The organism is Kitasatospora albolonga, assembly GCF_039535905.1.
In the GTDB taxonomy this organism is placed as follows: Bacteria; Actinomycetota; Actinomycetes; order Streptomycetales; family Streptomycetaceae; genus Kitasatospora; species Kitasatospora albolonga.
In genome coordinates, this window is sequence record NZ_BAAAYB010000040.1 from 21,896 (window position 1) to 41,618 (window position 19,723).

Annotated in this window: 18 protein-coding genes and 3 tRNA genes; 20 read left to right on the forward strand and 1 reads right to left on the reverse strand. The window is 73.5% G+C overall.

Annotated elements, in window-relative coordinates; all coding sequences use genetic code 11:
* Window positions 1-26 precede the first annotated feature (26 nt).
* The 10 genes from ABD946_RS10780 (at window position 27) to ABD946_RS10825 (ending at window position 12,230) form a co-directional block, all read left to right on the forward strand.
* On the forward strand, window positions 27-788 hold the full coding sequence (locus ABD946_RS10780; protein ID WP_345282378.1) for a TIGR03936 family radical SAM-associated protein: 762 nt from the start codon (window positions 27-29) through the stop codon (window positions 786-788).
* Window positions 789-1,203: 415 nt separating this feature from the next.
* Window positions 1,204-4,746 carry an Rne/Rng family ribonuclease gene (locus ABD946_RS10785; protein WP_345282380.1) on the forward strand — a complete coding sequence of 1,181 codons (3,543 nt, stop codon included), beginning with the start codon at window positions 1,204-1,206 and terminating at the stop codon, window positions 4,744-4,746.
* A 213-nt stretch (window positions 4,747-4,959) separates the two neighbouring features.
* Window positions 4,960-5,277: a 50S ribosomal protein L21 gene (gene rplU / locus ABD946_RS10790; RefSeq protein WP_345282382.1), complete on the forward strand. Its 318-nt coding sequence runs from the start codon at window positions 4,960-4,962 to the stop codon at window positions 5,275-5,277.
* 12 nt (window positions 5,278-5,289) lie between these two features.
* Window positions 5,290-5,547, forward strand: a complete 258-nt coding sequence (gene rpmA, locus ABD946_RS10795) for a 50S ribosomal protein L27 (RefSeq protein ID WP_030058248.1) — start codon at window positions 5,290-5,292, stop codon at window positions 5,545-5,547.
* Window positions 5,548-5,654: 107 nt separating this feature from the next.
* A complete protein-coding gene (gene obgE / locus ABD946_RS10800) occupies window positions 5,655-7,124 on the forward strand; it encodes a GTPase ObgE (protein WP_345282384.1) in 1,470 nt (489 codons plus the stop codon).
* A 111-nt stretch (window positions 7,125-7,235) separates the two neighbouring features.
* The gene (proB, locus tag ABD946_RS10805) at window positions 7,236-8,372 is read left to right on the forward strand and encodes a glutamate 5-kinase (RefSeq protein ID WP_345282386.1); all 1,137 of its coding nucleotides are present in this window, start codon (window positions 7,236-7,238) and stop codon (window positions 8,370-8,372) included.
* 63 nt (window positions 8,373-8,435) lie between these two features.
* A complete protein-coding gene (locus tag ABD946_RS10810) occupies window positions 8,436-8,921 on the forward strand; it encodes a hypothetical protein (RefSeq protein ID WP_345282388.1) in 486 nt (161 codons plus the stop codon).
* Window positions 8,922-9,128: 207 nt separating this feature from the next.
* Entirely contained in the window at window positions 9,129-10,439 is a 1,311-nt protein-coding gene (locus ABD946_RS10815) for a glutamate-5-semialdehyde dehydrogenase (RefSeq protein WP_345282390.1), read from the forward strand.
* A gap of 95 nt (window positions 10,440-10,534) precedes the next feature.
* The gene (locus ABD946_RS10820) at window positions 10,535-11,104 is read left to right on the forward strand and encodes an SCO2584 family spore wall biosynthesis protein (protein ID WP_345282392.1); all 570 of its coding nucleotides are present in this window, start codon (window positions 10,535-10,537) and stop codon (window positions 11,102-11,104) included.
* A gap of 88 nt (window positions 11,105-11,192) precedes the next feature.
* Entirely contained in the window at window positions 11,193-12,230 is a 1,038-nt protein-coding gene (locus ABD946_RS10825) for an SCO2583 family membrane protein (protein ID WP_345282394.1), read from the forward strand.
* 36 nt (window positions 12,231-12,266) lie between these two features.
* On the opposite strand, the gene ABD946_RS10830 is transcribed toward ABD946_RS10825, so the two are convergent.
* The gene (locus ABD946_RS10830) at window positions 12,267-13,328 is read right to left on the reverse strand and encodes a M48 family metallopeptidase (RefSeq protein WP_345282395.1); all 1,062 of its coding nucleotides are present in this window, start codon (window positions 13,326-13,328) and stop codon (window positions 12,267-12,269) included.
* Between the two features lie 187 nt (window positions 13,329-13,515).
* Here ABD946_RS10830 and ABD946_RS10835 point away from each other — a divergent pair, with 187 nt between their 5' ends.
* The 10 genes from ABD946_RS10835 (at window position 13,516) to ABD946_RS10880 (ending at window position 19,456) form a co-directional block, all read left to right on the forward strand.
* Entirely contained in the window at window positions 13,516-13,662 is a 147-nt protein-coding gene (locus ABD946_RS10835) for a hypothetical protein (RefSeq protein ID WP_345282397.1), read from the forward strand.
* Between the two features lie 153 nt (window positions 13,663-13,815).
* Complete coding sequence (locus tag ABD946_RS10840; RefSeq protein WP_345282399.1) at window positions 13,816-13,974, forward strand: hypothetical protein; 159 nt, start codon at window positions 13,816-13,818, stop codon at window positions 13,972-13,974.
* Between the two features lie 73 nt (window positions 13,975-14,047).
* Window positions 14,048-14,677, forward strand: coding sequence for a nicotinate-nucleotide adenylyltransferase (gene nadD / locus ABD946_RS10845; RefSeq protein ID WP_345282401.1), 630 nt, complete (start codon window positions 14,048-14,050; stop codon window positions 14,675-14,677).
* On the forward strand, window positions 14,674-16,374 hold the full coding sequence (locus ABD946_RS10850) for a LytR C-terminal domain-containing protein (protein WP_345282403.1): 1,701 nt from the start codon (window positions 14,674-14,676) through the stop codon (window positions 16,372-16,374). The genes nadD and ABD946_RS10850 overlap by 4 nt, the downstream gene beginning before the upstream one ends.
* Window positions 16,375-16,467: 93 nt before the next feature.
* On the forward strand, window positions 16,468-16,929 hold the full coding sequence (gene rsfS / locus ABD946_RS10855; RefSeq protein WP_345282405.1) for a ribosome silencing factor: 462 nt from the start codon (window positions 16,468-16,470) through the stop codon (window positions 16,927-16,929).
* A complete protein-coding gene (locus ABD946_RS10860) occupies window positions 16,926-17,573 on the forward strand; it encodes a histidine phosphatase family protein (RefSeq protein ID WP_345282494.1) in 648 nt (215 codons plus the stop codon). The genes rsfS and ABD946_RS10860 overlap by 4 nt, the downstream gene beginning before the upstream one ends.
* Window positions 17,574-17,688: 115 nt before the next feature.
* Window positions 17,689-17,761 (forward strand) — tRNA-Ala (locus ABD946_RS10865).
* 38 nt (window positions 17,762-17,799) lie between these two features.
* A tRNA-Ala gene (locus tag ABD946_RS10870) sits at window positions 17,800-17,872 on the forward strand.
* 134 nt (window positions 17,873-18,006) lie between these two features.
* Window positions 18,007-18,079, forward strand: a tRNA-Ala gene (locus tag ABD946_RS10875).
* Window positions 18,080-18,175: 96 nt separating this feature from the next.
* The gene (locus ABD946_RS10880; protein ID WP_345282407.1) at window positions 18,176-19,456 is read left to right on the forward strand and encodes an NsdA family TPR-like regulatory protein; all 1,281 of its coding nucleotides are present in this window, start codon (window positions 18,176-18,178) and stop codon (window positions 19,454-19,456) included.
* The last annotated feature ends 267 nt before the right edge of the window (window positions 19,457-19,723 follow it).

Below are 19,723 nucleotides of genomic sequence, written 5' to 3' on the forward strand. Positions count from 1 at the left end.
CCGACGGTCCGCCGCCCGCGCCGACGGTGCAGCGCATCCGTCTCCGCTACACCAAGCGCGGCCGTCTGCGCTTCACCAGCCACCGTGACTTCCAGCGGGCGTTCGAGCGCGCGCTCCGCCGTTCGGCGGTCCCGATGGCCTATTCGGCGGGTTTTACCCCGCACCCCAAGGTCTCGTACGCCAACGCCGCCCCGACCGGGGTGGCCAGCGAGGCGGAGTACCTGGAGATCGGCCTCGCCGAGGCCCGCGACCCGGAGGCGCTGCGCGCGCAGCTCGACGAGTCGCTGCCGCCCGGCCTGGACGTGATCGACGCCGTCGAGGTGCGCACGCCGCACTTCGTGGAGCGCCTGGAGGCCTCCGAGTGGAAGGTCCGGCTGGACCGGGTCACCGACGAGGAGGCGGCCCGCGCGATCGCCCTGTTCCTGGCCGAGGAGCGGGTCGAGGTCGAACGCCAGACGAAGAACGGCATCCGGGTCTTCGACGCGCGCGGCGCGGTGGCCGCGCTGGAGCTCCTTGCGCCGCAGGTGGGCGACGGTAACAACACCGGTACGGACGGTACGCGCGATGTTCGTAGCGCCGGACCCTGTGCGATACTGCGGCTGGTAGTACGACACGCCACACCCGCCGTACGACCCGACGACGTTCTGTCCGGTCTCCGTGCGACGGCCGACCTGGCGCCGCCGGTCCCCGCTGAGGTGACCAGGCTGGCGCAGGGGCCGCTCGACGCAGAGAACGGCACGGTGACCGACCCGCTGGCGCTCGACCGCGCCGCGGCCCCGGCCGGCTAGAGGCCGCCGGGCCGCGCGCACCTGCGTCCGCCTGGCGGGAGGAGGGCAGGCCCGGCTTCCGGGCCTTGCCGCTCCGGGCCGCCACGGCTCCCCAGGGGAGCGGGCGTCGACGCAGGCCAGCCCCTTGTGGCCCGCCACCCCGGATGGGTGGTGGGCCCGAGGACCCCTCCGGCAGCCATCCGGGACGGGGCAACGGCGCAGGCCGGACAACCACAGAAGACTGGTCGGTACCAGAAGACTTTCGACACCCCGCACCGTGCGGGGCGCCGAGCGAGACTACGAGCCCCTGTGCGGCCTCGCGTCCGCACGGCGACGCCCAGGCGGTCGGGCCCGCGAACCCGCGGCCCGGCCGGCCCGGCGGCGTCGCGACGTGCCCGGATGCGGAGCCCGGGGGCCTGACGGGAGATCCACCCGCATGCTCGATAACGAGAACAGCGAACAGCAGAACGCGCCCGAGGCCGACGCCGCCCCGCCGCGTCGTCGCCGCCGCGCCGTGTCCCGCCCGGCGGGCACCCCGCAGGGCGCCGCCGCCGAGGCCGCCGAGACGGTGCTGCCGGCCGAGACGCACGAGGCCCCCGCGGTCGAGCAGGCCGAGCCTGTCGCCGAGGCGAAGCCGGTCCGGGCCCGCCGCACCCGCAAGCGCGCCGAGTCCCCGGCCGGTGCGCCGGAGGCCACCCCGGTGGTCACCACCGAGCCCGCCGCGGTCGAGGCCCCGGCCGAGGCCCCCGCCGCCGAGCCGGTGGCCGAGGAGAAGCCCAAGGCCCGCCGCACCCGCAAGCGCGCCGAGGCCAAGCCGGCCGCCGAGCCGCTGACCGCCGAGGCCGTCGTGGCCGCCGTGCCCGCCGCCGTCGAGGCTCCGGCCGAGGCCGCCGCCGAGGCGGTGGCCGAGGAGCCCGCCGCCCCGGCCCGCCGCACCCGCCGCCGCCGCGTGGTCGAGGCCGCCCCGGTGGTCGAGGAGACCGTCGTGGAGCCGGCCGCCGAGGTGGCCCCGGAGGAGGAGCCGGAGGCGGTCGAGGAGACCGTCGCCGAGGCCCCGGTCGTCGAGCCCGAGCCGCAGCCGGTGGTCGAGGACGCCGCCCCGCCGCGCGCCCGCCGCCGTGCGGTCCGCCCGTCCACCGCGATCTTCCAGGCCCCGGTCTTCCAGGAGCCCGCTCCCTACGTCGCCCCGGAGAAGCCCGCGGCCGCCGCCGTGGTGGCCCCGGCCGCGCAGGCTGCGCAGGCCGAGCCGGTCGCCGCCCCCGCGTCCGAGGAGGACGAGTACGAGTACAGCGGCGTCGGCCGCCGCCGTCGCGACCGCCGCGCGGTCCGGGTGCAGACCCAGCCGCGCCGCGAGCAGGCCCGCCCCGAGCCGGTCCGTCAGGAGCCGGTGCGGCAGGAGACGGCCCGTCAGGAGCCGGTCCGGGCCGAGGCCCCGGCCGAGGAGGAGCCCGCCGAGCTGACGGCGCCCCAGGAGCAGCAGGACGAGTGGGAGGACGACCGTCCGTCCCGCCGTCGCCGTCGCGGTGGCCGTCGCCGCCGCCGCGGTGAGGCCGAGGAGCCGGAGGCCACCGAGCTGACCGCCGAGGAGCCGGCCGCCGAGGAGGAGGCCGACGCCGACGCCGAGGGCGACGAGGACGACGACCTGGCCGGTGGCCTGGCCTCCTCGCGCCGCCGTCGCCGCCGTCGCCGCCGCAGCGGTGAGGCGGGCGCCGAGCCGGCCGCCGAGACCACCGAGGACGGCGTCCGCACCGTGGTCAAGGTGCGCGAGCCGCGCCGCCGCTCCGCCGAGCCGTCGTTCGACCCGGACGAGGTGCAGTCCATCAAGGGCTCCACGCGCCTGGAGGCCAAGAAGCAGCGCCGCCGCGAGGGCCGCGAGCTTGGCCGCCGCCGGGTGCCGATCATCACCGAGGCCGAGTTCCTGGCCCGCCGCGAGTCGGTCGAGCGGGTCATGGTGGTCCGTCAGAACGGCCAGCGCACCCAGATCGGCGTGCTCGAGGACAACGTGCTGGTCGAGCACTACGTCAACAAGGAGCAGGCCACCTCGTACGTCGGCAACGTCTACCTGGGCAAGGTCCAGAACGTGCTGCCGTCGATGGAGGCCGCCTTCGTCGACATCGGCAAGGGCCGCAACGCGGTGCTCTACGCCGGTGAGGTCAACTTCGGCGCCATGGGCCACGGCGGCCCGCGCCGGATCGAGTCGGTGCTCAAGTCCGGCCAGTCCGTCCTGGTGCAGGTCTCCAAGGACCCGATCGGCCACAAGGGCGCCCGCCTGACCAGCCAGATCTCGCTGCCCGGCCGCTACCTGGTCTACGTGCCCGAGGGCTCGATGACCGGCATCTCCCGCAAGCTGCCGGAGAACGAGCGGGCCCGTCTCAAGCAGATCCTCAAGAAGATCGTCCCGGACGACGCGGGCGTGATCGTGCGCACCGCCGCCGAGGGCGCCAGCGAGGACGAGCTGACCCGTGACGTGCAGCGCCTGCAGGCGCAGTGGGAGGAGATCCAGAAGAAGGCCGCCTCCGGCAACGCCCCGGCGCTGCTCTACGGCGAGCCGGACATGACCGTCCGGGTCGTCCGCGACATCTTCAACGAGGACTTCTCCAAGGTCATCGTCTCCGGCGCCGAGGCCTGGAGCACCATCCACGAGTACGTCTCCAACGTGGCGCCCGACCTGACGGAGCGTCTGCAGCGGTGGACCTCCGACGTGGACGTGTTCGCCACCTACCGGATCGACGAGCAGCTGATGAAGGCGCTGGACCGCAAGGTCTGGCTGCCCAGCGGCGGTTCGCTGGTGATCGACCGGACCGAGGCGATGGTCGTGGTCGACGTCAACACCGGCAAGTTCGTCGGCCAGGGCGGCAACCTCGAGGAGACCGTCACCCGGAACAACATCGAGGCGGCCGAGGAGATCGTCCGTCAGCTCCGGCTGCGCGACCTCGGCGGCATCATCGTGATCGACTTCATCGACATGGTGCTGGAGTCCAACCGCGACCTGGTGCTGCGCCGCCTGCTGGAGTGCCTCGGCCGGGACCGGACCAAGCACCAGGTGGCCGAGGTCACCTCGCTGGGCCTGGTGCAGATGACCCGCAAGCGGGTCGGCCAGGGCCTGCTGGAGTCCTTCTCCGAGCCCTGCGTGCACTGCAACGGGCGCGGCGTCATCGTGCACATGGAGCAGCCCACCTCCCAGGGCGGCGGCGGTGGCCCGGTCGGCACGGCCGGTGAGGCCGCCGCGGGCGGCTCCAAGCGCCGTCGCCGGGGCAAGGGCGGCGCCGCGGCCGAGGAGCCGCAGGCGGTCGAGACCCACGAGCACGAGCACGACGACCTCGAAATCGTCTCGGGCGGCGAGCAGTTGGAGATCGCGGTCGAGGAGGAGCCGGTGATCGTGACGCTCCGCGAGGAGCCGCTGGTCACCCTCCGCGAGGAGCCCCTGGTGACCCTCCGCGAGGAGGAGCCGGTGGCCGTGGCCGCTCCGGCGGTCGACCTGGTGGAGATCCCGGCCGCTCCGGCCGCTCCGGCCGGGCGCACCCGCCGCCGGGCCGTCCGGAAGGCGACCGCTCCGGCGGGCACCCCCGGCGGTGCGGAGATCGTGGTGCTGCAGGCCCGCGCCGAGGCCGCCATGGAGGCCGCGCTGTCGGCCGCCGGGGCGCCCGCCGCCGAGGCCCCGGCAGTCGAGGTGGCCGAGCCGGTCGCCGAGACCGTCGAGGTCGTCGCCGAGCCGGTGGCCACCGAGCCGGTCGCCGAGGCGCCGGTCGAGGAGGCCCCCGTCGCGGAGGCCGCCGAGCCCGAGGCCCCGGCCGAGGAGGAGGCGCCGGCGCCCAAGAAGCGCGCGGCCCGCAAGACCGCCGCGAAGAAGACCACGGCAGCGAAGAAGACCACCGCCGCCGCGGCCAAGAAGACCACCGCCCGCAAGACCGCCACCAAGCGGACCAGCGCGGCGGCCAAGAAGGCCGCGGCCGCCGAGGGTGATTCGGCGGCCGAGTAAGCCCTGGTGCCGGGGCGGTCGTTCACGACCGCCCCGGCCCGGTAGGGGCCGGTTTGCCCAAGTGGTGGACCGTCCGTATTCTTGACCTTCGGCGTGTCTACGCCACGCTCCCGAGCACATCACCTCCCGGGCTCCGGTCCGGGGGAGGCGCCTGTGTCCGTACCCAGGCGCTGGCATCGAGAGTTTCCGACCGAGTTAGAAATGGGGTACCGCATGTACGCGATCGTTCGCGCAGGCGGCCGCCAGCACAAGGTCGCCGTCGGCGACGTGCTGGAGATTGACCGTGTTGACGCCAAGCCGGGTGACTCGGTGGAGCTCTCGACCATCCTGGTCGTCGACGGTGACGCCGTCACCTCCGACCCGTGGGTGCTCGCCGGCGTGAAGGCTCACGCCGAGGTGGTCGACCAGACCAAGGGCGAGAAGATCGTCATCCTGCGCTACAAGAACAAGACCGGTTACCGTCGCCGCCAGGGCCACCGCCAGCAGCACACCGCTGTGCGGATCACCAGCATCGACTCCGTCAGCAAGTAAGGGGATAGCGAGATGGCACACAAGAAGGGCGCAAGCTCTACCCGCAACGGCCGTGACTCGAACGCCCAGCGCCTCGGCGTCAAGCGCTTCGGCGGCCAGGTCGTCAGCGCCGGCGAGATCCTCGTCCGCCAGCGCGGCACCCACTTCCACCCGGGTGCGGGCGTCGGTCGCGGTGGCGACGACACCCTGTTCGCGCTGACCGCCGGTGCGGTCCAGTTCGGCAACCGTCGCGGCCGCAAGGTCGTCAACATCGTGGCCGTCGAGGCCTGAATCTGACATCTCGTCGGATTCCGTGGAGGGTGGACCGGAATTATCCGGTCCACCCTCCATGCTTTGAAGCAGACAACTGTTTTTCCCCATAGCTGGAGGCACACCTCATGACCACCTTCGTGGACCGCGTCGAACTGCACGTCGCCGCGGGTAACGGAGGCCACGGCTGCGCCTCCGTGCACCGGGAGAAGTTCAAGCCCCTCGGCGGACCCGACGGCGGGAACGGCGGTGAGGGCGGCAGCGTCATCCTGACCGTCGACGCCCAGGTCACCACCCTGCTCGAGTACCACCACTCGCCCAAGCGCAAGGCCGCCAACGGCAAGCCCGGCGCGGGCGGCCACCGCAGCGGCGCCACCGGCGGCGACCTCGAGCTGCTGGTGCCGGACGGCACCGTGGTGATGGACAAGAAGGGCAACGTGCTCGCCGACCTGGTCGGCCACGGCACCAGCTTCGTCGCCGCGGCCGGCGGCCGCGGCGGCTTGGGGAACGCGGCGCTCGCCTCGTCCCGCCGCAAGGCGCCCGGCTTCGCGCTGCTCGGCGAGCCCGGTGACGCCCGCGACATCGTGATGGAGCTCAAGTCCGTCGCCGACGTCGCCCTGGTCGGCTACCCGAGCGCCGGCAAGTCCTCGCTGATCGCGGTGCTCTCGGCGGCCCGCCCGAAGATCGCGGACTACCCCTTCACCACCCTGGTCCCCAACCTCGGCGTGGTCACCGCCGGCGAGACGGTCTACACCGTCGCCGACGTCCCCGGCCTGATCCCCGGCGCCAGCCAGGGCCGCGGCCTGGGCCTGGAGTTCCTCCGCCACGTGGAGCGCTGCTCGGTCCTGGTGCACGTGCTGGACTGCGCCACCCTGGAGCCCGGCCGGGACCCGCTCACCGACCTGGAGACCATCGAGGAGGAGCTGGCCCAGTACGGCGGCCTGGAGGACCGGCCGCGGCTGGTCGCCCTCAACAAGACCGACGTGCCGGACGGCCAGGACATCGCCGACCTCACCCGGGCCTCCCTGGAGGAGCGCGGCTACCGCGTCTTCGAGGTCTCCGCGGCCTCCCGCAAGGGCCTGCGCGAGCTGAGCTTCGCGATGGCCCAGATCGTCGCCGAGGCCCGTGCGGCCAAGCCGGTCGAGGAGCCCACCCGGATCGTCATCCGCCCGACCGCGGTGGACGACGCCGGCTTCACCGTCGAGGAGGAGGACGGCGCCTACCGCGTGCGCGGCTCCAAGCCCGAGCGCTGGGTCCGCCAGACCGACTTCACCAACGACGAGGCCGTCGGCTACCTGGCCGACCGCCTGGCCCGCCTCGGCGTCGAGGACCGGCTCTGGAAGGTCGGCGCCCAGGAGGGCGACACCGTCATCATCGGGCCCGACGAGAACGCCGTGGTCTTCGACTGGGAGCCCACCATGGCCGCCGGCGCCGAGATGCTCGGCCGCCGCGGCGAGGACCACCGGATGGAGACCCAGCGTCCGGCCGTGGACCGCCGCCGGGCCAAGCTGAAGGGCCGGGACGCGGCGGAGGAGGAGTACCTCGCCTTCGAGGCGCTCTCCAGCAAGCGCCCGGAGCTGGACTCCGACGAGGACTGACGTCCCGTCAGGGCCCCCGCACGCGCGTCCCACAGGGTGACATCGCGTGCGGGGGCCCCGTCGTGATCGCGTAGATTACGCTCCGTCGAACCACGTGCGGAGGGCAGCCAGATGACGGACCGGACACTGCGTCAGGAAGTGCTCACCGCACGCAGGATCGTCGTCAAGGTCGGCTCCTCCTCGCTCACCACGGCGGCCGGCGGCCTGGACGCCGACCGGGTGGACGCCCTGGTGGACGCCCTCGCCAAGGTCCGCACCCGCCCCGACGCCCCCGAGATCGTGCTGGTCTCCTCCGGCGCCATCGCGGCCGGCCTGGCACCGCTCGGCCTGGAGAAGCGCCCCAAGGACCTGGCCCGCCAGCAGGCCGCCGCCAGCGTCGGCCAGGGCCTCCTGGTGGCCCGCTACACCGCCTCCTTCGCCCGCTACGGCCTGCGGGTCGGCCAGGTGCTGCTGACCGCCGAGGACGCCAGCCGCCGGGCCCACTACCGCAACGCCTACCGCACCCTCGACCAGCTGCTGGCGATGGGCGCGATGCCGATCGTCAACGAGAACGACACCGTCGCCACCGCCGAGATCAAGTTCGGCGACAACGACCGCCTCGCCGCCCTGGTCGCCCACCTGGTCCGGGCCGACCTGCTGGTCCTGCTCTCCGACGTGGACGGCCTCTACGACGGCGACCCCAGCAAGCCCGGCACCAGCCGGATCGAGCAGGTGGCCGGCCCCGGGGACCTGGCCGGCATCGAGATCGGCAGCGCCGGCAAGGCCGGCGTCGGCACCGGCGGCATGGTCACCAAGGTCGAGGCCGCCCGGATCGCCACCGGCGCCGGGATCCCGGTCGTCCTCACCGCCGCCCGGCACGCCGCCGACGCCCTGGCGGGCCGTCAGACCGGCACCCTCTTCCTGCGCACCGGCAGCCGCTCCGCCGACCGCCTGCTCTGGCTGGAGCACGCCTCCACCCCGCGCGGCGCCCTCCAGCTCGACCCCGGTGCCGTCGAGGCCGTGGTCTCGGGCGGCAAGTCCCTGTTGCCCGCCGGGGTCACCCGGGTGGACGGGGAGTTCTCCGCGGGTGATCCGGTGGACCTTCTTGGCGAAAACGGCCACATCGTCGCCCGTGGACTGGTCAACTTTGATGCGAGGGAGTTGCCCCGTCTGCTCGGCCGGTCCACCAAGGAGCTGGCCCAGGAGCTCGGTGCCGCGTACGAACGCGAGGTCGTCCACCGGGACGACCTGGTCATCCTGCGTGGCTGACGGGCCGGGCCCGGGGGCCGCAGCGGCGGCCGTGACACGACGTCGCCGAACAGGAGGCCGCCGGTGGGACGGAGACTGACCAGCATCGACGGCGGGGCAGGGGAGAGCGGCAGCGACGAGGCCGCCGCACGGGTGGCCGAGCAGCGTTCGCCCGTACGACGCCTGCGGCCCGGTGCGGCCGAGCGCACCGAGGAGCCGGAGCCGCCCGAGGCCCGCCTCTGGCACATCGTGCTCAGCGTCGCCGGGCGGGTCACCCCGCTCGCCGAGCTCCGCGCCGGGCTGGAGAAGCTGGCGCACGACCACTCCTTCTTCCTGACGGCCCGTTACGCGGCGGACCACGCGGAGATCCGCTACTGGGAGCAGGCCCGCGACCTGCACGACGCGGCGGCCATCGCCCTGCGCCTGTGGGGCGAGCACAAGAGCACCGCCAACCTCCCGCCCTGGGAGATCGTCGGCCTCGAGGTCATCGACCGCCCCACCTACCACAAACGCATCGCCGAGGGCTTCGGCGGACCCCCGCCGAATTTGGGCGGAGTACACCCTTGGTAGTGGCTACCCCGGGGGCGCGGGGAACTGCGCGAGTACGGAAGGCGGACCACCGCTAGATCGGGGCACGTCAGCCAGTTGCACGTGCTGCCGTTCCCCCGCGCGCAGTTCCTCGCGCCCCTGCGGGGCGCAACCCGCGCGCCCGGTCGCGTCCGTCTCACCGCTCGAAAGGCGGGCGGGCCCGGCGGCGGCAGTCGCTACCCTTGCGCCATGACCAGCGACCAGACCACCAGCCCCGTCCTCGCCGTCGCGCGCCGTGCACGCGAGGCGGCCGCCGTCCTCGCCCCACTGCCGCGCCGTGCGAAGGACGCCGCGCTGCTGGCGATCGCCGACGCCCTGACCGCGCGCAGCGCGGAGATCACCGCGGCCAACGCCGAGGACGTCGCCCGCGCCCGTGAGGCCGGCACCGCCGAGTCGGTGATCGACCGCCTGACCCTCACCGACGAGCGGATCGCCGCCATCGCCGCCGACGTGCGCAGCGTGGTGGGCCTGCCCGACCCGGTCGGCGAGGTGGTCCGCGGGTACACGCTCCCGAACGGTCTGGACGTCCGTCAGGTCCGCGTCCCGCTCGGCGTGGTGGGCATCATCTACGAGGCCCGCCCGAACGTCACGGTGGACGCCGCCGCCCTCTGCCTGAAGTCCGGCAACGCCGTCCTGCTCCGCGGCTCGGCCTCCGCGTACCGTTCCAACACCGCCCTCACCGAGGTCCTGCGCGACGCGGTCGAGAGCACCGGCCTGCCCGCCGACGTGATCCAGCTCGTCCCGGGCGAGAGCCGCGACTCCGTCCAGGAGCTGATGCGGGCCCGCGGTCTGGTGGACGTGCTGATCCCGCGCGGCGGCGCCTCGCTGATCCGCACCGTGGTGGAGGGATCCACCGTCCCGGTGATCGAGACCGGCACCGGCAACTGCCACGTGTACGTGGACGCCGAGACCGACCTGGCGATGGCGGTCGGCATCCTGCTCAACTCCAAGGCCCAGCGCGTCAGCGTCTGCAACTCCGCCGAGACCCTGCTGGTCCACCGCGACGTGGCGGACGCCTTCCTCCCGCTCGCCCTCGCCGCCCTGGCCGAGGCGGGCGTCACCGTGCACGGCGACGACGCGGTGCTGAAGGCGGCCGAGGGCACCGCGGTGACGGCGGTGCCGGCCACCGAGGAGGACTGGGAGGCGGAGTACCTCTCCTACGACATCGCGGCCGCCGTGGTGGACTCGCTGGACGCGGCGGTGGCGCACATCCGGCGCTGGTCCTCCGGCCACACCGAGGCGATCGTGACCACCTCGCAGGCGGCGGCGCGCCGGTTCACCCAGCTGGTGGACTCCACCACGGTGGCGGTCAACGCGTCGACGCGGTTCACCGACGGGGGTGAGTTCGGTTTCGGCGCCGAGATCGGCATCTCGACCCAGAAGCTGCACGCGCGCGGCCCGATGGGGCTGCCGGAGCTGACCTCGACCAAGTACGTCGTCACCGGTGACGGGCACGTGCGGGGCGAGGCTACTCCGACCGTGGGCGGTGCCAACGGCTGACGTCTCGTCACGGACGGCCGCAGCCGTGGCCGTCCGTGACGCCCGAACTGCGAATAGCCACAGACAAATCCCCCGGCCGGTAATACATTGAAGCCATGGCCGAGAACCAGGGGGGCTCGCCGTTCCCGGACGGCGCCGACCACGGCGGAGCGGACGAGGAGTTCGCCACCGTGGTCCTTGACGAGGCATTCATCCGGTCCGCCGCCGTGCACGAGCCGAGTGCCGAGGAGCGGCGACTGGCCGCCGCCGAGGCCAGGTTCGAGCCCGAGACGCTGACCCTGGGGCGCGGCCCTGAGCTGCCGGAGGCCGGCGGGCTCCCGCTGGAGCTCCGTCCGCATCCGGCCGGCCTGGACGACGACCGGCGCTACTGGGACCCGTGGGCTCCCCCCGCGCGCCCCGCCCGCCGTTCCCGCTGGCGGTCCGACGGCTTCGACCCGGGCCGGGCCGGGGCCGCCCGTTCGGTGGCCCAGCAGCGCTGGCACCGGCCGATCGCCTGGGTGCTCGCGGTGGTGATGGGCGTCAGCGTGGTGGCCGTCGCGGTGGCCGCGATCTACCGGGGCACCGGTGGCGTGGAGGCCCCGGCGGGGCGCCCGGAGACGGGCACCAGCAGCCCCTCGGACATCCCCGTACCGGCTCCGCCGAGGGCGGTCTCGCTGACCGGCTGATCCCGTCCGGCCCCGTCCTCGCCGTCCGGCGCGAAGAAGTTGCGCACGGACCCTCGTGGCGCGCGAACGCCCGCTCTACCCTTGAATCATGGGTGACCCGCTCGAACCTCCGGAGGGTGTGCCCGACGGTGGTTCAGGTAACGAGGACGAGTACCGGTCCGTCGTCTTCGACGAATCGTTCGTCCGGGCTGCCCGGATCCAGGAGCTCTCGGCCCGGGAGCGGATGGGCGGCGGGTACGGGCGGTCGGCGGTCCGCCGGCGCGGGCTGGTGGGGAGCCTGCCCCGCCAGGCGCTGGCCCTGATGCTGGTGATCGTGGTGGCCTTCGCGGCCGCGGTGTACTTCGGGCTCTCCACCCCGCAGCCCCGGGCGACCCAGCCGACCGGGAACCAACTGACCGTCAGTCTGGTGGCCCTGGTGCCGAGTTCGGCCGTCACCCCGGTGGCGGACCGGCAGGCCCCGTTCGCCGGGCTGTCCGCCGACTACCGGGACGGCGCGGCCGGGCTGGCCGCGCCCGGGGGTTCGGCCACCGCCCACTTCACCAAGGCCGAGGTATCCCGGGCGCTGGCCGTGGTCGAGAAGTACCTGACCGTCTCGGCCCTCGACCCGGCGGTGCTGACGGGCCGGGGCGGCACCGAGGCGGTCCGCCGGCTGCTCACCGCGGGGGAGCAGGACCAGTTCGACCAGAGCCTGGCCACCCCCAGCGACGACCAGCACCACGCCGCGACCGGCTGGCTGGTCCGCTTCGACCCGGCCGAGGTGGCGCTGGCCACCGAGACGGTCAAGGCCGTCGGCGCGATGCGGGTGGACGAGGCGGACGCCGGGACGCTGGAGATCGGCACCGACCACACCTTCGTCTACGCGCTGCGCGCGGCGGACGAGCCCTCCGGCCCGGTCACCCTGCACACCGTCCGCCGGGCGCTCCGCTTCGAGCTGGACCGGGCGGACCTGGCCGCCTCCCGGGTCCGGGTGGTGGACTCGGTGCTCCAGGCCGGGCCGACCGCCTGCGGCACCCGGCTGGCGGCCCACCTCCAGCCGCTGCTCGGCGGCTCCGCCCCGCCCCCGGCGACCGATCCGGGCGACCACGCCCAGCCGGCCTGGACGCTCTGCGCCCCGCTCAAGCGGTGACGGGCCCGGGGGCGGACGGCCCCCGGGCCCGGGCGTTCACTCGCCGTCGGAGCGCTCCGCGCCGCTGGCGGCGGTGGGCTTGCCGGTGAAGGTGTCCCGGAGCTTGCCGCCCACCGTGCCGACCCCGCCGGCCACGTCCCGCAGCAGGCCCATCAGCGGGTCCTTGCTCTCCTTGACCGACTTGGAGTACGACTCCGCGGCGGCCTTCCACTGCTCGCCGACCGAGGTGTCCGGGTCGTCGGCCCGGCGCGGGTAGGCCCCGGCCAGGATCGAGCGGTACTCCTCGCTCTCCGACCACTTCTTCAGCTGGGCCGCCCGCACCACCGCGAAGGGGTGGGTCTGCGGCAGCACCTGGAGCAGCTTGATGACGCCGTCCCGCAGGTCGCCCGCCTTCTCGTACTCCTCGGCCTGCTCCAGGAAGGCGTCCACGTTCATCTCGGCCAGGTGGTGGCCGCCGGCCAGCTTCATCAGCCCGCGCATCGAGGCCTGCAGGTCCTGACCGGCCAGCAGACCGGCCCGGTCGCAGGAGAGTTCGGCCTTGCGGAACCACTCCTTGAGCGCGGTGATCACGGCGGTGATGGCCAGGTTCCCGAGCGGGATCCAGGCGATCCGGGTGGCCACGTTGGTGAGGATCAGCAGCATGGTCCGGTAGACCGCGTGGCCGGACATCGCGTGCCCGACCTCGTGGCCGATCACGGCCCGCAGCTCCTCGGCGTCCAGCAGCTCGACCAGCCCGGTGGTGAGCACGATGATCGGGGTGTCCATCCCGATGCACATCGCGTTCACGGTCGGGTCCTGGGTGACGTACAGGTCCGGGACCTTGTCCAGGTCCAGCACGTAGGCCGCGTCCCGCACCATCGCGTGCAGCTCGGGGAACTGGCGCTCCGAGGTCTTCACCGCGGTGGCCAGGAACATCAGCCGGACGCTGCGCTCGGAGACCAGTCCGGCCAGCTTCTTCAGCACGTCGTCGAAGCCGGTGAGCTTGCGGAGCGCGACCAGGGCGGACCGGTCGGCCGGGTGCTCCCAGGCCCGGGTGGAGATCCCGGGGAAGCGCTGGCGGCGGCGGTCCGGCGTGCTGTCCTTGGTCATGTCGGTCATCTGCTGAGTACCTCCTGGGTCGTCGCCGGCACCGGCTCTCGCCCGGCCCCCGCTTGCTGTCGGTCCAACGTCCGTCTGCGTGTACTCGTCCCCGTCGGCCACCCTACGCCGGGGCCGCCGTCCGTCCGGCGCCGTAAGCGGGTCTACCCTGAGGGTCGAGCCGCCCGGACCGAGGAGAGACCCCCCGATGAACCCCGCCACCCTTGCCCAGCTGGCCGCGCCGATCTCCAACGAGTCGGGCCCGGGCCTGTTCCTGCGCATCATCCTGGTGGTCAGCGTGGTCGGCGTCGGCCTGATCGGCTGGGCGATCGCCCGGGCCAACCGGAACAACTGACCTCCCGTCCGCCCGGCCGGAGACCTCCTGCCGAGGCGTCAGACGCGGTGGGGCGGCGCGCGGTTGCGCGTAGGGGCCCCGTACGATGAGCCGGTGGGCCGCCCCCGGCCCGCGCACTGGCCCCCTCACCGACTCGAGAAGGTCCTGCCGACCATGAGCCACATCGCACTGCCCCTCCTGACCCAGCTGGCCGAAGGCGGCAGCGAGGGCGGCAACCACGAGAGCCTGAGCCCGTACCTGACCGGCGGCGCGGGCCTGTTCATCCTGCTCCTCCTCCTCTACATCACCACCCGCTTCAACCGCGACCGCTGAGCTGCGGCAGCGCGCTCCGCGCGGCCGGGCGGGCTTGCCCGGCCGCGACGGGCTTCGCGTAAGGTGTGGCGGCATGGGACAGCAGGCCAAGGCCGCCGGTGAGCGGGCACGCAAGCGCCTCGGCGTGATGGGCGGCACCTTCGACCCGATCCACCACGGGCACCTGGTCGCCGCGAGCGAGGTGGCGAGCGCGTTCCACCTGGACGAGGTGGTCTTCGTGCCGACCGGGCAGCCGTGGCAGAAGAGCGACCGGCACGTCACCCCGGCCGAGGACCGCTACCTGATGACGGTCATCGCCACCGCCGAGAACCCGCAGTTCTCGGTCAGCCGGATCGACATCGACCGCGAGGGCCCCACCTACACCGTGGACACCCTGCGCGACCTGCGGGCCCAGCACCCCGACGCGGACCTGTTCTTCATCACCGGAGCCGACGCGCTGGCCCAGATCATCTCCTGGCGCTCCTCCGACGAGCTGTTCGAGCTCGCCCACTTCATCGGCTGCACCCGGCCCGGCCACATACTCTCCGACGCCGGCCTGCCGGCCGGCGGCGTCTCCCTGGTCGAGGTGCCCGCACTGGCCATCTCCTCCACCGACTGCCGGGTCCGGGTCGCCAAGGGCGCACCGGTCTGGTACCTCGTCCCGGACGGTGTCGTCCGGTACATCCACAAGCGGGAGCTGTACGCGCGAGGGGGTACGGCGTGACGGGTGAGCAGCAGGGCGGCGGGCAGCAGGAGTGGTACCCGCAGGACCCGTACCAGCAGCAGCCGCAGGTCTACTACGACGCCTACGGCCAGCCGCAGTACGTCCAGCCGGAGCAGCAGCAGGCGTACGTCCAGGACCCGTACCAGCAGCAGCAGCAGCAGTACTACCAGCAGCCCCAGCAGCCGCAGCAGCCCCAGTACTACGACGGGTACGGGCAGCAGCAGGCGTACGTCCAGGACCCGTACCAGCAGCAGCAGTACTACCAGCAGCCCCAGCAGCCGCCGGCCCCCGTCCAGCCGGTGGCCCCGCCGCCGCCCGTGGTGCCGCAGCAGCCCGAGCCCGTGCCCGCGCCGCCGCCCGTCGCGCCCCGGCCCGTCGCGCCCCGGCCCGCCGCCGCCCGGCCCGCCGCGCCGCAGCCCGCGACGTCCAAGCCCGGCGCGCCCAAGGCCGACCGGGACTACCCGACGGGTGAGTTCACCTTCGTGGACGAGGAGGTGGACCAGGCCGAGGACGTCATCGACTGGCTGAAGTTCGCCGAGTCCCGCACCGAGCGCCGGGACGAGCGCCGCCGCAAGCTGCGCACCCGGGCGATCGGCGCCCTGCTGGTGCTGGCCCTGGCCGGCGGCGGCACGGCGGGCTACCTGTGGTGGAAGGGCGACCTGGGCGGCTCCAGCGCCGCGGCCAAGGCGGCCGGCGGCCGGACCGTCAACGTGCTCCACCTGAAGGACCGTCAGGGCAAGGTCTCCACCGCGCTGCTGGTCAACGACCAGTCCGGCCAGAAGGCCAGCGTGCTGCTGCTGCCGGACGTCCTCAAGCTGCCCAGCACCGGTGACTCCGCCACCGAGCCGCTCGGCAAGTCGATGGACGTGCTCGGCGCGGCCGCCACCCGGGAGGGCCTGGCCACCGTGCTCGGCGCCCCGGTCGCCGGGACGTGGCGCCTCGACACCCCGTACCTGGACCGGATGGTGGCCCAGCTCGGCTCCATCAAGGTGGACACCAACGCCGTGGTGAAGGACGCCAACGGCAAGGAGCTGGCCCCGGCCGGGAAGAACGTCACGCTGAGCGGCCCGGCCGCCGTCGCGTACGCCACCTACCAGGCGCCCGGCGAGGCCACCGAGGCCCAGCTGGCCCGCTTCGGCCAGGTCATGGACGCGGTGCTGAAGGTGATGCCGACCGAGCTGAAGGACGCTCAGGACACCGTCCGCCGGGTCGGTTCGGTGCTCGATCCCTCGCTGCCCGAGGCCGCCCTGGGCGGGGTGCTGGCCCAGCTGGCCAAGCTCGACCAGAGCGGCAAGCTGACCGTCTCCACCCTCAAGGTGCAGCCCGACGGCACCCTGGACGAGGCCATCGCCGGCGCCCAGGTGAAGGAGGTGCTGGGCGGCACGGTGAGCAAGGCCAAGGCGGCCGACGCCACCACCCGGGTCAGCATCCTCAACGCCAGCGGCAGCGACGACGCCGCCGCCACCGCCGCGATCCAGGTCACCAACGGCGGCCTGGAGGTGCTGCCGACCGGGGCCAAGGCACCGGTCCAGCCGGCCAGTGAGGTCCGCTACACCGACGACGCCAAGCAGGCCGCCGCCAAGTCGCTCGCCACCGCGCTGGGCTTCAAGGAGGACGCGGTGAAGAAGGTCACCGGCACCCAGAACGCCGACGTGGTGGTCGTGCTGGGCAAGGACTTCACGGCCCCCAAGCAGTAGCGGTCCGCCGCCGCCCCCGGTTATCCCACGGGGGCGGCGGCGGTTCGTGAGATCCTGGAAGGCGAATCCCAGACAGCCGACCGGAAGTACAACGTGACTGCCACCGAGCACAGCCAGAACCTGATCAACGTCGCCGCCCAGGCGGCCGCCGACAAGCTGGCCCACGACATCATCGCCTTCGACGTCAGCGAGGTGCTGTCGATCACCGACGCCTTCCTGATCGCCTCGGCCGCCAACGACCGCCAGGTGAAGTCCATCGCCGAGGAGATCGAGGACCAGCTGCGCGAGCAGCTGGACATCAAGCCGGTCCGCCGCGAGGGCGAGCGCGAGGGCCGCTGGATCCTGCTGGACTACCTGGACATCGTGGTGCACGTCCAGCACTCCGAGGAGCGCTCCTTCTACTCGCTGGACCGCCTCTGGAAGGACTGCCCCGAGCTGCCCATCCCGGAGGACGCGCTGGCCACCCGCAACCGGCCCGAGAGCGTGCTGACCGACCTGGCCGGCAACGCCACCGGTGACGCCGAGGCCGCCGAGGTCACCGAGGACCAGAGCTGAGCGGCAAGGCGCGGGGCCCGCGCATCGTCTTCTGGCGGCACGGCCAGACCTCCTGGAACCTCGAGAACCGCTTCCAGGGCAGTACCGACATCGAGCTGACCGACCAGGGCGTCTTCCAGGCGCAGCGGGCGGCCAAGCTGCTGGCCGGGCTCAAGCCCGACCTGCTGATCTCCTCCGACCTGAAGCGGGCCCGGCGCACCGCCGCCGAGCTCTCCAAGGTCACCGGCCTGACGGTGGACCACCACGAGGGCCTGCGGGAGACCTACGCGGGCCAGTGGCAGGGCCTGACGAACAGTGAGATCCAGGCGCGCTTCCCCGAGGAGTACCAGGCCTGGGCGATGGGCGAGCCGGTCCGCCGCGGCGGCGGCGAGCTGAGCACCGAGGTGGCCGACCGGTCCGTCCCGGTGGTGCTGGCGGCGGTGGAGAAGCTGCCCGAGGACGGCACCCTGGTGGTGGTCAGCCACGGCGGCACCATCCGCACCATGCTCGGGCGGCTGCTCGAGCTGGAGCCGGCCCAGTGGGAGCGGTTCGGCGGGCTCTCCAACTGCTGTTGGTCGGTGCTCGGCCCGGGCGTGCGCGGTTGGCGCCTGCTGGAGCACAACGCGGGCACGCTGCCGCAGCCGGTCATCGGCGACGAGACCTGAGGCAGGGGCCCCGGACCGGGCCGGATTTCGCAGTTCCGGCCCTGACCAGCTAGAGTCTTCCTCGTTCGCAGGAAAGAACGCCGACCGGAAGGAAGGCGGGAAGTCCTCCGGGTGCGGGGCTGTAGCTCAGTTGGTAGAGCGCTTGCATGGCATGCAAGAGGTCCGGGGTTCAATTCCCCGTAGCTCCACTCCGCATCGAACGGGCCGTCAGGTCCGTGCGGCACGCGGGGCTGTAGCTCAGTTGGTAGAGCGCTTGCATGGCATGCAAGAGGTCCGGAGTTCAATTCTCCGTAGCTCCACAACGACACGAAGGCCGTCTCCCTCCGGGAGGCGGCCTTCTGCGTACTCCGGTGGCCCCGGCAAAGCGTTTTGGGGCTGGGCCGAAGAGCGTGTAAAGTTACGGGTGTCGCCGGGGGAAACGCCGGAAAGACGCGGGGCTGTAGCTCAGTTGGTAGAGCGCTTGCATGGCATGCAAGAGGTCCGGAGTTCAATTCTCCGTAGCTCCACAGAAGGAAGAGGGCCCCTCCCGGGATCGGGAGGGGCCCTCTTCCGTTTACCCGATCGCGGCGCGACCTCCACACCGGCCCGGTACCGTCTGGGCCATGGCCGACCTGGAGCGCAGACGCAACGAGGAGCTGGCGCGCATCCTGCACCAGCTCGGCTGGAACCCGGAGCGGCTGGCCCGCGAGGTCAGCGCGGTGCTCCCGGCCGGCCTGGCGATCAGCTCCACCGCGCCCTACAAGTGGCGGGACCGCGGCATGGTGCCGCGCAGCCCGCACGACCAGACGGTCTGCGAGGTGCTCGGCGGGGCGCTCGGCATCGCGGTCACCTACGAACAGCTCTGGGGCCGGATGGGCAGCGGCCGGGGAGCCAAGACGCTCTCGCCCCGCCTGCTCACCGACCCGTGGACGGCCGACACCGCGCAGACCGCGCTCCGCGAGGCCGGGGCCGAATCCGGCCCGGTCCGGCTGACCGACCTGTTCCGCGGCGACGAGCTCCTCCAGGCCGCCAAGGACTGGGCCTCGCCGCCGCCCGAACTGACCGGCGGGGAGGGCGCGCTGAGGATAGCCGCCGAGCAGCTGGCCGACCTGCGGCTGGGCTACGAGAGCCAGCAGCGCCTGGAGCGGGCGTACGGCGGCGGCCTGATCCTCACCCTGGCCAGGGCCGAACTGGACGTGATCGGCAAGCTGCTGGAGCTGGGCGCGTACGACGAGGCGCTCGGCCGGGAGCTGTACGGGGCGGCCAGCCGCACCGCCCGGCTGGTCGGCTGGGCCAGCTACGACCTGGGCAACGACGCGGCCGCCCAGCGGGCCTTCGTCGCCGCGCTGCGCGCCGCGCACGTCAGCGGGGACCCGCGGCTCGGGGTCAGCGTGGTCGGCTGCCTGGCGGTGCAGGCCACCTACGCGTCCGGCGGGCGGGGCCTGGACCCGGTCGCCATGCTCTCCACCGCGCTGCGCGCCGCCGACGAGGTGCTGACGCCCCGTGAGCGGGCGCTCCAGCTCGGCCGGATCGCCCGCGCGCACGGCCGCAAGGGCGAGCAGATCAGCGCCGAGGCGGTGGCCGAGCGGGCCTTCCGGGCGCTGGAGGAGGAGCCGGGGCAGGTCCAGGAGCGGGCCGACCTGGAGGGGATGGTCGGCGAGGCGCACCTCTTCCTCGGCGACCACGAGCAGGCGCAGCGGCTGCTGGCCGGGGCGGTGGCGGTGCTGGCGCCCGAACGGGCCCGGGCGAAGGCGCTGCTGATGGTCCGTCTGGCCGGGTCCTACCGCCGGACCGGGGACCACGAGGAGGCGGCCCGCACCGCCGACGGTGCCCGGCGGCTGGCGGCCGGCATGCAGTCGGACCGGGTGGCGCGGGCGCTGCGGGAGTTCGACCAGCGGTCCTGAGGCGTCTCCCGGCGATCCTGAGGGGTCTCCTGGTGGGCCTGAGGGGTCTCCCGGCGGGCCTGAGGGTTCCGGCCGTGGGTCCGGGAGGTTCTCACCGCGGGGCCGGGGGTCCTCAGGGGCGCCCCCGAATACCTTGACAGCCGTCCTTGGGCGGTGCGGTACCCTGTTGGCCATGCGAACCGTGCGCCTGCTTCTTAGCCGGCCGCGCTGACCAGAGCCGGCCCGAGGGCCGGAGTCGGCGTGGCGTCCCCTCCTGCGAGGGGCTTT